At 46.9% G+C, this 14,489-nt stretch carries 11 protein-coding genes; 2 read left to right on the top strand and 9 right to left on the bottom strand.

The features are described from left to right. The first annotated feature begins 2 nt into the window (after positions 1–2). Together ACTHUE_RS01125 and ACTHUE_RS01130 are read left to right on the top strand one after the other, a co-directional pair. Positions 3–620 carry a methionine ABC transporter permease gene (locus ACTHUE_RS01125; RefSeq protein ID WP_440422997.1) on the top strand — a complete coding sequence of 206 codons (618 nt, stop codon included), beginning with the start codon at positions 3–5 and terminating at the stop codon, positions 618–620. Positions 621–814: 194 nt separating this feature from the next. Beyond that, positions 815–1,726, top strand: a complete 912-nt coding sequence (locus ACTHUE_RS01130; RefSeq protein ID WP_070695416.1) for a MetQ/NlpA family ABC transporter substrate-binding protein — start codon at positions 815–817, stop codon at positions 1,724–1,726. A 595-nt stretch (positions 1,727–2,321) separates the two neighbouring features. Here ACTHUE_RS01130 and ACTHUE_RS01135 read toward each other — a convergent pair. The 9 genes from ACTHUE_RS01135 to truA form a co-directional block, all read right to left on the bottom strand. Further along, entirely contained in the window at positions 2,322–3,341 is a 1,020-nt protein-coding gene (locus ACTHUE_RS01135; RefSeq protein WP_070695418.1) for an FAD:protein FMN transferase, read from the bottom strand. Positions 3,342–3,460: 119 nt separating this feature from the next. Beyond that, positions 3,461–3,955, bottom strand: coding sequence for a nitrous oxide reductase accessory protein NosL (locus tag ACTHUE_RS01140; protein ID WP_070695420.1), 495 nt, complete (start codon positions 3,953–3,955; stop codon positions 3,461–3,463). After that, positions 3,952–4,782: an ABC transporter permease gene (locus tag ACTHUE_RS01145; protein ID WP_070695422.1), complete on the bottom strand. Its 831-nt coding sequence runs from the start codon at positions 4,780–4,782 to the stop codon at positions 3,952–3,954. Before ACTHUE_RS01145 ends, ACTHUE_RS01140 begins: the two co-directional genes overlap by 4 nt. Next, positions 4,779–5,678 (bottom strand): ABC transporter ATP-binding protein, encoded by a 900-nt coding sequence (locus ACTHUE_RS01150; protein WP_004519672.1) that lies wholly within the window; start codon positions 5,676–5,678, stop codon positions 4,779–4,781. Before ACTHUE_RS01150 ends, ACTHUE_RS01145 begins: the two co-directional genes overlap by 4 nt. A gap of 56 nt (positions 5,679–5,734) precedes the next feature. Continuing rightward, complete coding sequence (locus ACTHUE_RS01155; protein ID WP_440361193.1) at positions 5,735–7,114, bottom strand: nitrous oxide reductase family maturation protein NosD; 1,380 nt, start codon at positions 7,112–7,114, stop codon at positions 5,735–5,737. 198 nt (positions 7,115–7,312) lie between these two features. Continuing rightward, positions 7,313–9,280 (bottom strand): TAT-dependent nitrous-oxide reductase, encoded by a 1,968-nt coding sequence (nosZ, locus tag ACTHUE_RS01160; protein ID WP_004519669.1) that lies wholly within the window; start codon positions 9,278–9,280, stop codon positions 7,313–7,315. Between the two features lie 109 nt (positions 9,281–9,389). After that, positions 9,390–11,684 (bottom strand): NosR/NirI family protein, encoded by a 2,295-nt coding sequence (locus tag ACTHUE_RS01165; protein WP_191620597.1) that lies wholly within the window; start codon positions 11,682–11,684, stop codon positions 9,390–9,392. Positions 11,685–12,152: 468 nt separating this feature from the next. Next, a complete protein-coding gene (porB, locus tag ACTHUE_RS01170; RefSeq protein ID WP_070503692.1) occupies positions 12,153–13,214 on the bottom strand; it encodes a trimeric porin PorB in 1,062 nt (353 codons plus the stop codon). Between the two features lie 314 nt (positions 13,215–13,528). After that, complete coding sequence (gene truA / locus ACTHUE_RS01175) at positions 13,529–14,374, bottom strand: tRNA pseudouridine(38-40) synthase TruA (protein ID WP_004519666.1); 846 nt, start codon at positions 14,372–14,374, stop codon at positions 13,529–13,531. Positions 14,375–14,489 lie beyond the last annotated feature (115 nt).

The following is a 14,489-nucleotide window of genomic DNA, read 5'->3' on the forward strand; positions in this document are numbered from 1 at the left end:
CCTTGGGCGAAACCTTTATTATGGTCGGCCTATCGACTACTTTCGCCGTTATCTTCGGTACGATTTTGGGCGTATTGCTGTTTGTGACGTCAAGCCATCAGTTGCACTACAACAAACAGCTGAATTTGTTTTTGGACAACCTGGTCAACCTGATGCGCGCATTCCCTTTCGTCATCCTGATGATTGCCATGATTCCTGTTACACGCGCCATCATCGGCACGACCATCGGCCCGGTTGCCGCCTCATTGGTATTGAGCGTATCCGGCCTATTCTACTTCGCCCGTCTGGTTGAGCAAAACCTGCGCGAAGTACCCAGAGGCGTAATTGAAGCGGCCTCCGCAATGGGTGCCTCACCCATGAGCATCATCTGCAAAGTGCTTTTGAATGAAGCGCGCGCAGGTATGGTTTCCAGCATTACCGTACTGGCTATTGGCCTTTTGTCGTACAGCGCGGCGGCAGGTATGATTGGCGGCGGCGGTTTGGGCGACCTTGCTATCCGTTACGGCTACTACCGCTATCAAATGGAAGTCATCATCTTCATCGTTGCCATCCTGGTTTTACTCGTTATCCTGATTCAAGGTATCGGCAACAGATTGGCGCGCAAACTGGATAAACGTTAAACAAACCAGGCCGTCTGAAATGGACTTACTATTTTTCAGACGGCCTGTTATCTATTTAGAACATATTAGGATATACCAAATAAATCTACAAAAAACACCCTCATATTCCCAAAATAGATTTACAATTCCTCTTTTTTTGACGGCGGCAGCTTAAGGCCGTCTGAAACCGTTTTATCATCCATCTGGAGCAAAATATGAAAACCAACACATTCTTCAAAACCCTTTCTGCTGCTGCGCTGGCCATCGTACTGGCTGCCTGCGGCGGTCAAAAAGACAGCGCGCCTGCTGCCTCTGCTGCTTCTTCTGCCGACAACGGCGCAGAGAAAAAAGAAATCGTCTTCGGTACAACCGTCGGCGACTTCGGCGATATGGTTAAAGACCAAATCCAACCGGCTTTGGAGAAAAAAGGCTATAAAGTCAAACTGATCGAATTTACCGACTATGTGCGCCCCAACCTTGCTTTGGCTGAAGGCGAATTGGACATCAACATCTTCCAACACAAACCTTATCTGGACGACTTCAAAAAAGAACACAAACTGGACATCATTGAAGCCTTCCAAGTACCGACTGCACCTTTGGGCCTCTATCCTGGCAAACTGAAATCTTTGGACGAATTGAAAGACGGCGTCAGCGTTTCTGCACCTAACGACCCATCTAACTTTGCCCGTGCATTGGTTATGTTGAACGAATTGGGCTGGATTAAACTGAAAGCCGACGTTGATCCGCTGACTGCCTCTAAAAACGATATTGCCGAAAATCCAAAAAACATCCAAATCGTAGAACTTGAAGCCGCCCAACTGCCACGCAGCCGTGCCGACGTTGACTTTGCCATCGTTAACGGCAACTACGCCATGAGCAGCGGCATGAAACTGACCGAAGCCCTATTCCAAGAGCCAAGCTTCGCCTACGTTAACTGGTCTGCCGTCCGCACTGCCGACAAAGACAGCCAATGGCTGAAAGATGTAACCGAAGCCTACAACTCTGACGAGTTCAAAGCTTACTCACAAAAACGCTTTGCCGGTTACAAATACCCTGCGGCATGGGGTGAAAACGCAGCAGCAGGTGCTCAAGCCGAAGCCGCCTCTACTGCTTCTGCAACCAAATAAATCGCTCTTTGAAAAAAGGCCGTCTGAACGTTCAGACGGCCTTTTTCTATTGATTATCTCTTCTCAAAGCTCAAAATAAGTTTTTTGATTAACGCCAAATACTTACGTAATTCCCTTTTTAAAACCAAATCAATATGTTGTAAAAAAGTTCAATAAGAAATCATGTTTTTATTCAATAGAATCAATCACTAAATGAATTATTCTACTTTTTTATAATATTCACTAGTAATGTTCCGCTTATCCTGATATTATACCGTTCATCTAAAGACATCCGGTTATCTGCATTACAGACCGCTCATCTGAATTGCTTCAAACCACTTTGTCGGATTTTCCCATATATGTTGTGTTTCTCCGTATCGAAGGGGTTTGAGCGGTCGAAATACCGTTTTGCTTAGATATTAAAGCTTCGTGCTTTGAAATGAGTGAATTTTTGTTTTAAGTGTCGTAATCTCTTGCTAATTACTCCCAGCTGCAAGAGTTTCAGGGTTGCCCCTTGGGCAGCCCTTCTTTTTTTATATTTCATTATTTCAATATCTTAGACTTTCCCTTATTCATATATTCAAACCAACTGGCAAAACCATTCTTTTTCTCAATCTCAAATCTTCTTCAATTCATTATTCGGCATCACCAGCCAAACCTGTGCCTTTTTAACTTGGGCCGCTGCTCGGATGGCCGCTTCATCCATAATAGAAAATGCGGTAGAAAAAGCATCGGCAACCGCCGCACTCTCCGCCATGACGCTCATGCTTTTATAGCGCGGCTGGCTTCCGCCTGTGCGCGGGTCAAACAGATGGGTAAATTTGCCTGCCTCGTCCATTACCGTGCCATAGCCGCCCGATGTGGCAAACGCTTGATTTTTCATGGCAATAGTGGTCAGGATTTGGTCTTCTTGGTCGGGATTGCGAATGCTGACATTCCACTCGCGCTGGTTAGCATTATCAAAGCCGTAAATCTCCCCCATATCAATCAATGCCTGGGTAACGCCTTGCTGCTTCAACAATTCAGCTACTTTGTCGGTGATATAGCCCTGCGCAATGCCGTTGAGCGACAGGCCCATGCCTCTTTGGGCAAAACGGATTTCTTTGGTATCAAAATCGACTTTGTTGAAATCCACTAATTTGAGCGTGTCTTTGATACTGCGTTCAGATGGCGGCGTTTCGGTTTTAGGGTTTCGTCTGAAATGATCGGCATACAGATTCCACAATGGCTGAATGCTGGGATCAAATGCACCCTGCGTCAGCTGATGGATATCTCGGCTGATACTGAGCAGCTGTAAAAAATCAGATGGCGGATTTTTCAGACGGCCTTCTCGGTTTAAACGGCTGATCAGGCTGTCGTCCCGATACAGGCTGAAGATTTTTTCCAACCGTAAAACTTCCGCCAATACTTTGTTGACTAATATTTCTGCCTGCTTGCGCTCAACGCCGAACAAACGCAACTCCGCGCCCGAACCCAATGCAATGCCTCTCCAAATAACTGGCTGCTCTTCTTGATTTGGGCTGGTCGGATGAGTCGGTTGATTGGTTTTGCGGCTGATGGCAAAAGGAATGCCGACACCGGCGGCAAGGGTGGCAGCTATGGCAAGGAAACGGCGGCGCGTTAAAGGGGTGGACATAAAGTATTCCTTAGATTTTTTATCTTTACATTGAAAGCCGCATTCATTAAATCATCAATCGGCAGCTTCCAATACAAAGGCCGTCTGAAACTGTTTCAGACGGCCTTCTATTGATTGTTTTATTTGAAAATGTATTCGTCGGGCATCTCTGCAAAACCGACTACTCTGCCGCCTTTTTCTTTGGCGAATTTTTCAGCCTGAGCCTTGTCGGCAAACGGAAGTGCGTCTTCCGCACCCATGCCGCCGATAAAGCTGCTTTCGATGACGTAATAGGCTTTTTTCGCATCTATCCATTCGGCGTCAGCATTGGGTTTTTCCCAATCTTTGACTTTGCCCATATCGGTAACATAGATGACATGAATGCCTTTAGGCTCTTCGGGCAGCTTTGTATAACCGAACATCTGCTTAATGGTGGAAAACCAAACTGGTTTGTCAGGTTTGCCGTTCAAGAAGATTTGCGCTTTAGGGCCGTTGTGTTCGGTCAAATTCATGCTGCAGTAATGACCGACTGCGCTGTCGCTGATTTGTTGGGGCGCAGGCGGAGGGCTGTTATCCTGCTTACTGCAGGCTGCCAATGCGATGAGTGTGAAGGTTGTCAATAATATTTTTCTCATATTTGTCGCTTTCCGAAAATCCAGGCGGCTAAGACCAAAGGAATGATAACCCATAATACCTGCGCCGTCAGCAAAATAGGCATACTCAGGCTGATTTGATCGCTCAAACCTGCCATGCCGGCATACATGGCTGTATTTTCGTAACCCGTCAGGTTCAGCAGGCGATAAATGTCTGCGGGGTTGAACAGAAGAACGGTTTCCACTACAGGCGCGGTAATGACTTGTTCGGTATCGGCAACCAAAACACCCAAAAGCGCCATATCGAAAATAACGACAAAAAACAGCCATACGCCGATGGCGATACCGGCGGCTGTACCGCGTTCTTTAACTTTTGCGCTGATCAAATAGCCCATGGACAAAAAGGCTGCGCCAAGAATCACGCTGGCAGCAATCAAAAGGGCGAAAGGTTGCCATGCGGCAATATCAAAACCGCCGTTGGCAAGCTGAAGGGTAATACCTGCCAATCCGTAGCCTGCGGTGGTAGCAAGGGCAAGAATGATGAGGTGGCCGATAAATTTACCGGCAAGGATTTGGTTGCGCGAGATGGGGTAACTTAGCAACAACGCCATTGTACCGCGCTCGATTTCGCCGATCAGTGCATCATAAGAGAGCAACATCGCAATCAGCGGGATCAAGAAGATAGACAGGCTGGACAGACTGACTACAGTTACCGTCAAGGGATCAACCTTGACCGAACCGGTAGGCGAGCTGCCGAGAAAGCCTAATGACAGTGCCAATGCGGCAAGCAAAAGTGCGGCGGCAAGAACCCAACGGTTGCGCAGGCTGTCTCGGACTTCTTTGCCGGTAATAATCCAAACGGGGTTCATACGTCTTCCCTCTTCAAGAATTGCGCGTACATATCATCAAGTGTTGGCGTGTGGATATCGATGTAGGCAAGACTGCCCAAATCACCCAATTCGCTCAAAAGTCCCATACGCTCTTCGGCTTTACATTGCGCTTTATACGACAGGCCGTCTGAAAGCGGATGCCAACGCTCGCTCAACGGGCGCGCTTCTTTCAAGCGGACGTTGACGGTCAGCGGTAGACCGCTTTGAACATGCAACTCATCCATGCTGCCGTCAGCAACTTTCACGCCGTTTTTCATAACGATGATGCGGTCGGCGTGGCCGTCAAGCTCGGCCAGTGCATGGGTGCTGAGCAATACGGTTGCGCCGCGCCCATTGAGTTCGCGCACAACTTCGTAAAACATTTGACGTGAAGCCGGATCAAGGCCGGTAGTTGGCTCGTCAAACAATAAAACTTTAGGCTCGCCCAACAAGGCTTGTGCCAAAGCGAGGCGTTGACGCATACCTTTAGAGTAAGTGCCGACACGGCGGCGTGCGGCCTGGGAAATGCCGACACGCTCGAGCAATTCGCGGTTTTTACTCAGGGGCTGTTTTTTTAGTTTGGCATAGAAATCCATGGTTTCGATACCGGTCAATGAAGGGTGCAATGCAACCGTTTCAGGCAGGTAACCGATTTGGCTGCGACGCTGCGCCCCTGCTTTACTGCCGGTCGGCTCTCCCAAAAGCATCACTTCGCCCTCGGTCGGCGTAATCAGGCCGAGTATCAGCTTCATAATGGTAGATTTGCCTGCACCGTTGTGTCCTGCCATGCCGACGCTCTCGCCAGCCTTGAGAACCAGATCGACTTGGTTGACGGCCTTTTGGCTGCCAAACTGCTTGGTCACGTTTCTTAATTCAACGTGGTTGGTACTGCTCATGGATATTCCTCTAGTGAATGTTTCAGACGGCCTTTGATATTGGGCCGTCTGAAAGGTTACATATTGGCATTTCCGCCTGTCAACGCACCGTTTTCGGCATTACCCCATTCGGATTGGTGCGTTTTTGCTTCATGCAGCAATTCGTCCTTCATGGCTTCGTATTTGGTTGTCGTTTTATTGCGGACAGGGTTCATCAAAGGCTTGCTGTCAATTACGCCGCCGGGCAGGATGGCGGGAAATTGAGATTGCGCCCATTTGACAATGCTGATGGCAGGGCTGTTCATCAATAACCGGGCGACGGGTGCGCGCCAGATGATTTGGTCGATAATCCCATTGGGACGGTAGGCACTGTCGCCGAAGCCGTCGCCGTCAAGGTCAAAGGCGCTGTTATCGCTCCAATAGTTGCCGCGACCACCCTCGCCCCAATCAAGGAAACGGGTGCTGACGTATTTGACTTGGCTTTCGTTGTTGATAAACGAATTATTGAACAGGCTTGTGCCTTCAATGGCCGCGGTAAAGTGAATACCGATTTGACAGTTTTCAAAATGGTTGTCGAAAATTTTATCGTAGTTGGCATTGTAGGCAAACACACATTTGCCCGCCTTATTGATCACATTATCGTGAATTTCGGAATAATTGACGTAGTTGAGCATAATGCCTTGGTCGCGACTGCCAACGGCAATGTTGCCATACACTTTCAGGCGTTCAGAAAACATCAGCACATAACCCATATTGTTGCCAACGGAGATATTGTTGCTGACTTCGCTGTCATTGGTATACATATAATGGACGGCAAAGCGCAAGTCGCTAAAACGGTTGCCTTTGTAGGTATTATGGGTACTGGTATTTGAAAAAATACCGTCACGGCCTTTGGAAATATCGTTATCGACCACTTGCGCACCGGGCGCATTCCAGACGGTTACGCCGTTGCCGCGTTCATTGACGCGCAGGGTTGCATCGCCGATGATTTTATTTTCCCGCACCATGGATTCTGCCGCACCGTGAATATACACGCCGACGGAATTGTCGATGATGTTGTTATGCTCCACCAGCGCGCGCGTTGCCGTCTCTTCTAAATAGATACCGGCATCCATTGCCGGCAAACTCATGCCGGAATGGGAAACGGTCAGATTGCGCAAAGTTACATCAGGCGCATGAACGGCAACCGTCCTCCCGCTCCGGTCGCCGACAATCTTGGCGGAACGGTCGGCAGGGCCTTCGATGGTAATGGGTTTGTCGATATAGAGTTTGGTTTTGTATGTACCGGAGGCAAGCTTGAGCGTATCGCCGGCTTGGGCGCGCGCCAAAGCATCATTGAGATTGTCTTGTGCGGATACGTTGATGACTGCGGCAAAGGCCGTCTGAACCATGCTGCCAAGCAGCAATACGAGTGCGGCACGTTGCCATTTGGAACGATGGATTTGTGTGTGCGTCATAATCATATCTCTGTTTCAGACGGCCTGCTTGCCGCATGATAAACCGATGCGGAAACAGGTATTTTGGTGTTATAGCAAAGCTGTCTGATGATGGCTTTCATTTTGTGGCCATATCGGCCGACAAACAACTTTGCTATAAAGGCCGTCTGAAAGAATGTTTTTTCAGACGGCCTGAAGAATTAAATCATCAAACCGAAATTATTTTGGTTTAACAATCATTTGGCCAGACATTTCCATGTGCAATGCGTGGCAGAACCATTGGCAGTAGTACCAGTGTACGCCTGGACGGACAGCCTTGAAGGTTACAGAAGATGTAGCTTGCGGGCCAATCTCCATAGCAATGCCATAACCTTCCAAAGTAAAGCCGTGAGTCAAGTCTTCAATGGTCTCAACGTTGGTTACATATACGGTAACTTCGTCGCCTTGGTTCACTTCAAATTGAGGAACGCTGTAAGCAGGCGCAACGGCAGTCATGTACACGCGTACTTTGTTGCCTTCACGTACGACTTTGGCAGCTTTTTCCAGCTCAACACCGTCTTTTTGAGCTTGTTCCAAAGCTTCTTGCCAGAACCATGGGTCTTTGCGGTCCCAAGTTTTGCTTGGGTTCACTTTAGACGCAGCAACCAAGCACAAGTCGTGTGGTTCGGCAAAAGTCGGATTGTCATGCACCAGACGCATTTCGTCGCCGGAGATGTCGATCAATTGGTCACACTCAGGTTTCAAAGGACCGGCATTCAAGAAGCGGTCTTTAGAGAACTTGTTCAAAGATACCAACCATTTACCGTCGGCTTCTTTGGTTTCGCCCATGGTAGTGTGGTTGTGACCCGGTTGATAGTGAACGTCGAGTTTTTGTTTGATCGGATCGATTTTCTCGCCTTTATAGGCTTTAATCGCGTCGTCGATGTTCCATTTCACCATTTGACTGTCGATAAACAATGTAGTATAGGCATTGCCGCGACCGTCAAATGCAGTGTGTAATGGGCCAAGACCCAGTTGAGGCTCGGCTACGACAACATCGCGCTCTTTGATTTTACCTGCAAACAAGTCATCCAGTTTGCTAACATCCAATACGGTAACGGTTGGAGACAGTTTACCGTTGAGCATGATGTATTTGCCGTCAGGGCTTGCATTACAACCGTGAGGAGAGTTAGGAACCGGGATGTAACGAGTGTATGGAGAGTTGGCTTCCGCACGACCGTCCAACATTTTTACGCCGTTAACTTCTTTGAAGTCGCCTTTTTTGATGCCTTCTTCGATGGCGGCCAGGTTAAATACTACACACCAGTCTTGTTCGTTAGAAGATGCACCTTGTACAGTCAGAGCGCGCTCAGAGTTATAGCAGGTAGAGAAAGAGTATTTACCTTGGTAGTCGGCATCGCCATTATCCAAGTTACCGTCTACCAATACTTGCCATGCGATGTCCATGGTTTCGCCATCAACTGCAGTATAAACGGCATTCCAAGTTTTAGGATCATCCCATTTGCCTACGCCGTCAACAGGAACGATATGCTCACCGTTGGCAAATACGTAGCCAGTTTTCGGATAGCGTTGAGGACGCAGACCGTGGATACCTGAAGCATTAGGAATATCGATGATTTTATCAGTTTTCATCACATCCAAGCGGATACGGCAAACACGGGTGTTTGCTTTATCGTTGGCGTAAGCATAACGGCCATCGTAAGTTTGGTCGGTGAAAGACAAGTGCGGGTGGTGCAAGTCGCCGTTAGGGTAGCAACGCAGACCGCTGTCTTGCAGGAATTTACGGGTTTCCGGCGTAATTTTTTCATTCAAAATACGCAGGCTCTCGTTGGTACGACCCCAACCGGTAGCGCTGTCCATATTGAACACAGGGATACGCATCAACTCACGCATAGAAGGTACGCCGATCAAGCGCATTTCACCTGATTGACCGCCTGACAAGAAACCGTAGTATTGGTCAAGTTCGCCTGGACCAACTTCGGAAGTTTGTTTGCCCGGTTCGGCAGAATGAGCAGCGGCTTTTTCGGCAGGTGCAGCACCGGAAGCAGCAGCTTTATCACCCTCGCCGTTAGAGCAACCGGCCAAGCCCAACAAACCGGCACCAGCAATACCCGCACCGGAAGCAGCGGCAGTACCTAAGAATGAACGACGGCTTAAGCCGTTTTGTTCTAATTTTTCGTCTGACATACGACACTCCTTGGATAAAATCCGGCGGCCGATTTTTCAGACGGCCTGCCGATGAAAAACTTTCTAAGTCAGGCTGCCGATACAGCCCTCTTTTTTTATTGATAAATTACTACTTGTCGACACTGATTGCCGATTCTTTTTTAACAAACTGGACGACTTGTTCTTGAGCATTTTGCGTCACTGCCGCATCATGCTGTTCAGCTTTTGCCGCCGCTTGTTTTTGTTTTTTCTTATTCGTTGCCACTACTTGGGGACAACGCGTATCGTGATGATACATTACCTGACAATGCAGACATTGGATACATTCGTTCGGATGAATGTCGCCTTCAGGTGCGATTGCCTGTACGGGACATTCGTGTGTACAAATCTGGCATGGGTTACCGCACATTTTATAACGGCGCAGCCAATCAAACACACGGAAGCGGCCCGGCAATGCAATACCTGCACCCAAAGGACACAGATAACGGCAGAAGAAACGTTCGATGAACAAGCCTGCAATCAGCAAAGCGGCGGCGAACAGAACAAACCACCATTCACGCATGAATTTCAAAATAATTGCAGTTTTGAAAGGCTCAATTTCAGCAAATTTTTCAGCCGTACCCAAATCGTACAGGGAAATTGCCAGCAAAGCGAAGAAAATTACATATTTAATCGCACTCAGACGGGTATGCAACAAGTGTGGCACTGTAATTTGTTTCAGACCCAATTTTTTAGCGATACGGTTGGTTAACTCTTGCAATGCACCGAAAGGGCACAGCCATCCACAGAATGTACCGCGGTTCCACAACAGCATGGTCGCCGCTGTAAAGAGCCACAGAATGAATACCAGCGGATCCATCAGGAAAAATTCCCAGTGGAACTCAGTCAAAACAGCTGAGAACAACGTCAAAGTATTCACTACCGATAATTGTGCCTGAGCATACCAGCCGATATAAAACAGCGTAAAGGTCAGGAAACAGAGACGGAATCGGTCATACCATTTTTCGTAACGGACAATCCAATCTTGGAACAGGAATACCAACAGAAGAATTGTCAAAGCAATACCGACAACCACGATTTGACCTTGTTTGGCTTTCCAAACCTGTTTCCAAAGTTGGTTGGATACGCCTTCCTCAGCCGTTGCATCTTCTGCAATACCTGTACTTTCTTCCGGAGCAGAGGCTGCCACAGCCACCGGCTCAACCGGTGCACTAATTTCAACCGGCGGTGCTTTAGGATCGTCAACGTAGTAGCCTTTTGGCAATTCGTAATCCAAATCTGCAGTTACGAAAGCCTTATCGTTAACACTCAACACACGTTGAATCATCAGTTGTAAACGCCATGGTTCAGCACCATCAAATTCCACACCTTCGGGGATAGTGAACCAAGAAACTTCTTTAAATGCAGGCGCACCTTCGGCGGATAAAGCAACTACACGTTCATGTTGCGCATCGGTAAAGCGGAAGCTGGTATCGCCTTGAATCATTTCAATACGGTCAAAGATACCACCGCGAACATAACCCGAACCTTTCCAAGAATAGCGACCTTCGCCGGCCACCATCACGGCTTCTTGGCCAGGTTTCAAACGTTTTTGCAGGTTGTTCCAACCGGCTTCACCTAAAAGGCTTTTACCGATGGAAGGCTGGCTGACCAAGGCAACATACAGATCAATAAATGTATCGTTACCATCACCCTGCTCCGCATGATCTGCCACACCTGCTTTACCGCTTTTCTCAAACAGTTTATTGATTTCGTCGATAGAAATATGCAGATGACCGACGGCTTTTTGTTCCAAAAGCGCATTCCATGACAGGATATCTTGTTTGTCTTGATTGGCAACACGACGCGGACGGGTTTGAACGGCAGGCTCGGCAGACTGTTCGTCGGAAGCAGCTGCCGTACCGGCTTGAACTGCTTTATCTGTACCCAAATGATATTGATGGATTACTGCTTTAACAGAGCGCTGAATACTGTCATTGATGACCATCAGGGTCACAGTCGCACCACTAATAATATCCCCTGGTGCAACACCTGGTTGAGGCGGGTTTTTAATAAAATTTAAGCCGATATATTTGTCAATGAATTTATCGACACGGGATTGCGGGATACCGATCAGCATAATCGGCTCATGGTGCTCAACCAATTTTGCGCCGGCAATAGTGCCATCATTGGCCAATGCAACCATCGTATCGATCGGTTTGCTCGAATAACCGCGCGTATTGACCACGTCAGTCGTGATATAAACCAAGCCAAGCTGCTCTTCGCCCTTGTACACGCGAGCAACCAAGGGCTTACCTTCAGGCTTACCGTAGCGGTCAGCACCTGGGAAAATTTCAGACGGCTGAACTTTTGCCAAGAAATCAGGCAAGCGTTCCGCGTAAGCAGGCAGGCTTACCATCATCACGAAAAATACAGCAAACAGCATAAGGATTCGTTTCCAAATGCCACTTAAGCACTTCATTTCAAGACAGGACATGGCTATTCCCGATATATCGATACTCTAAACACTTATATTATATGAATCATCTATCAGCAATAATTTGATTAAAATCAAGTTTACAAATCTTAAAACCAGATTCTACATACTAATAATACTTTAGAACTACATTAGATGAACCTTTTATTATTAGGCATGAAACATAGGAAAATCAACTCAATCCAAGAATCATCCCCATATTATTAACTTATTTATAATAATACTCAAAACAATTTCTGAAATTTCATTTAGCATATATTAAATAGAATAGAACCTGACTTAAATTTCCATAGGCCGCCTGAAAACGAATATCGAAAATACTTTAACCTACCCCTACAATGACAAAATACATTTCTTACAAAAACAAAAAGAGCCTATATAAAACAGGCTCTTTTTTCAGACTAATCTTAAGTCAGATTAGAATTTGTGACGCAGGCCAACAGTACCAGCAGTTTTCTCGTATTTGTAGTCGCCTTTGCCTTCTTTCAACCAGCCGGCAGACAACAGGGCAGAAGTGCGTTTAGAGAAGTCGTAGTCAGCACCAACGATAACTTGGTTGTAAGCGCTATTTTTTTGTTTTACGCCATCTTCTTTAGCTTTGAAGCCGTGAGCGTAAGAAACACGAGGAGTTACGTTGCCGAAGCGGTAAGCAGCAGTTGCACCAACTTCAGTACGTTCGTTTTTCTTAGCACCAGCTACGTCAGCTTTGAAGCCTTCGTATTGACCTACAACAGCAACCATCAGGTTGTTAGCATCGTAACCAGCAGTCAGACGGTGTGCTTGGTGATCTTTGTAAGCACCAGCAGCCAAAGTAGTGTTGCCGTTGAATGCATCCAAGTAGCCAGCATCCAAGTCAGCACGTTTAGCATAAGAACCAGCATAGCGACCGAAGAAGCCAGAGTTTTCGTAGTTCAGGCCCAAATCGTAAGATTCACGGCTTTTCACAGTGTGAGTGTATTTATCGCCAGGGTTAGCATTGTCGCGAGGTTGGTATTGTACGCTTGCACTGAAACCACCAAATACAGGAGTGTCGTAACGTACAGATACTTTACGAGTATCTACACGTTTAATTTTACCCAGTTGCAGAGCATCTGCGTTAGCGGCACCAGATTCCCAAGGGTCGAAGCTGTCGCTACTGTCTTTCAGAGCAGTGTTCAGGTTACCGGCACGAACTTTACCGAAACCACCTTCCAAACCAATGAAAGATTCACGGTTAGCAAAACCAGAGTCACCACCGGCGATAGAAGTGTTTTGTTCAACTTGCCAAATAGCATTCAAGTTGCTACCCAAGTGTTCGTGGCCTTTGAAGCCGATGCGAGAACCGTAGTCAGCAATCTCAGTAGCAGTTTTAGAAGTAGCTTTACCCACTTTTACTTTAGAAATTTCAACGCCGGCTTTAACTTGACCGTACAGAGTCACATCAGCCATAGCTGCAACAGGCAGAGCTGCCAAAGTCAGAGCAATCAGAGATTTTTTCATTGCTGTATTCCTTTTCTATTGTGAAGAAATAACTTAAGCAGACCGGACAATCCGCTTAGGCTTACATTATCGCTGGAATCAGCGATTCCATGACTGTTACTATAATTGCTCCTCTCTAAAAAAACAAACTTTATTCAATCCACCCCCACCACCCTTGAAACCCAGCAAAGGCAAACACAGCCTAAAAAAATGAAATTTATTATTTAAAATCAATGATAAATTTCTTTTAAAACCAATTGTGCATTTTTACAACACTTTATTAATTTACACATCAATCCAGCTATTTTGTTGCTTTTATACCAACAATCCGCCAATTAGGCCGTCTGAAAAACGTTACCCGAAACATTCATCCACTCAGGCAGAGGCAGTCTTACCACCCCAAACTCATCAGGATAATCAACGCCTGTCAAATATAGACCGTCAGACATAAAGGTCGGAGGCGCTTTCAATCTGCTTCTTGCATAAAAGATTGACTGAAATTCATCCACACTAATCCTACCACTTCCCACATATACCAATGCGCCCATAATATTGCGCACCATATGATGCAAGAATGCATTTCCATGCAAATCAAGGCACAAATAACGAGGAGTCCCACTAATACTTGCCCTATATAGCGTTTTTATAGGCGATTTTGCCTGGCACTCAGCCGCACGAAAGCTGGAGAAGTCATGTTCACCCTCCAATAAAGCAGCAGCCTGCCTCATCAGATTTAAATCTAATTTCAAATGTGTCCACCCCACCCTGCCAACCAACAACGGAGAACAAACCGGAGATGACTCCAGCAAATAACGGTAATGCCGGCCATAAGCATCAAATCGAGCATTAAAATGAGGTGCAACTTTTTGCGCAAGCAATACAGCCACACCGTCAGGCAAATGCGCATTGACTCCACGCACCCACGCTTGCTCCGGACGGCTTACAGATGTATCAAAGTGTACGACCTGAGCTGTCGCATGTACACCCGTATCTGTCCTTCCTGCAACAATAGTATTAATCTGCTCTCCTGCTATTGAAGTTAATGCCTGCTCTAAGGCCGTCTGAACAGTCGGCAAATCTCCAGCCTGTTTTTGCCAACCATAAAAACGACTACCGTCATAAGAGAGGGTCAAAGCCCAGCGCTGCACCAGATGTCCTGTTGTATTTACTTGTTCAGTCATTTCTTATACTTCTTGTAAATTGATATTGTTGCCTACGCTCAAGTAACAAATATTAAAAAGGCGTGATTAACACACGCCTCCATTTTGTATTTCAGACGGCCTTCATCTTCAACCA

This window comes from Neisseria sp. P0021.S005 (assembly GCF_051956955.1).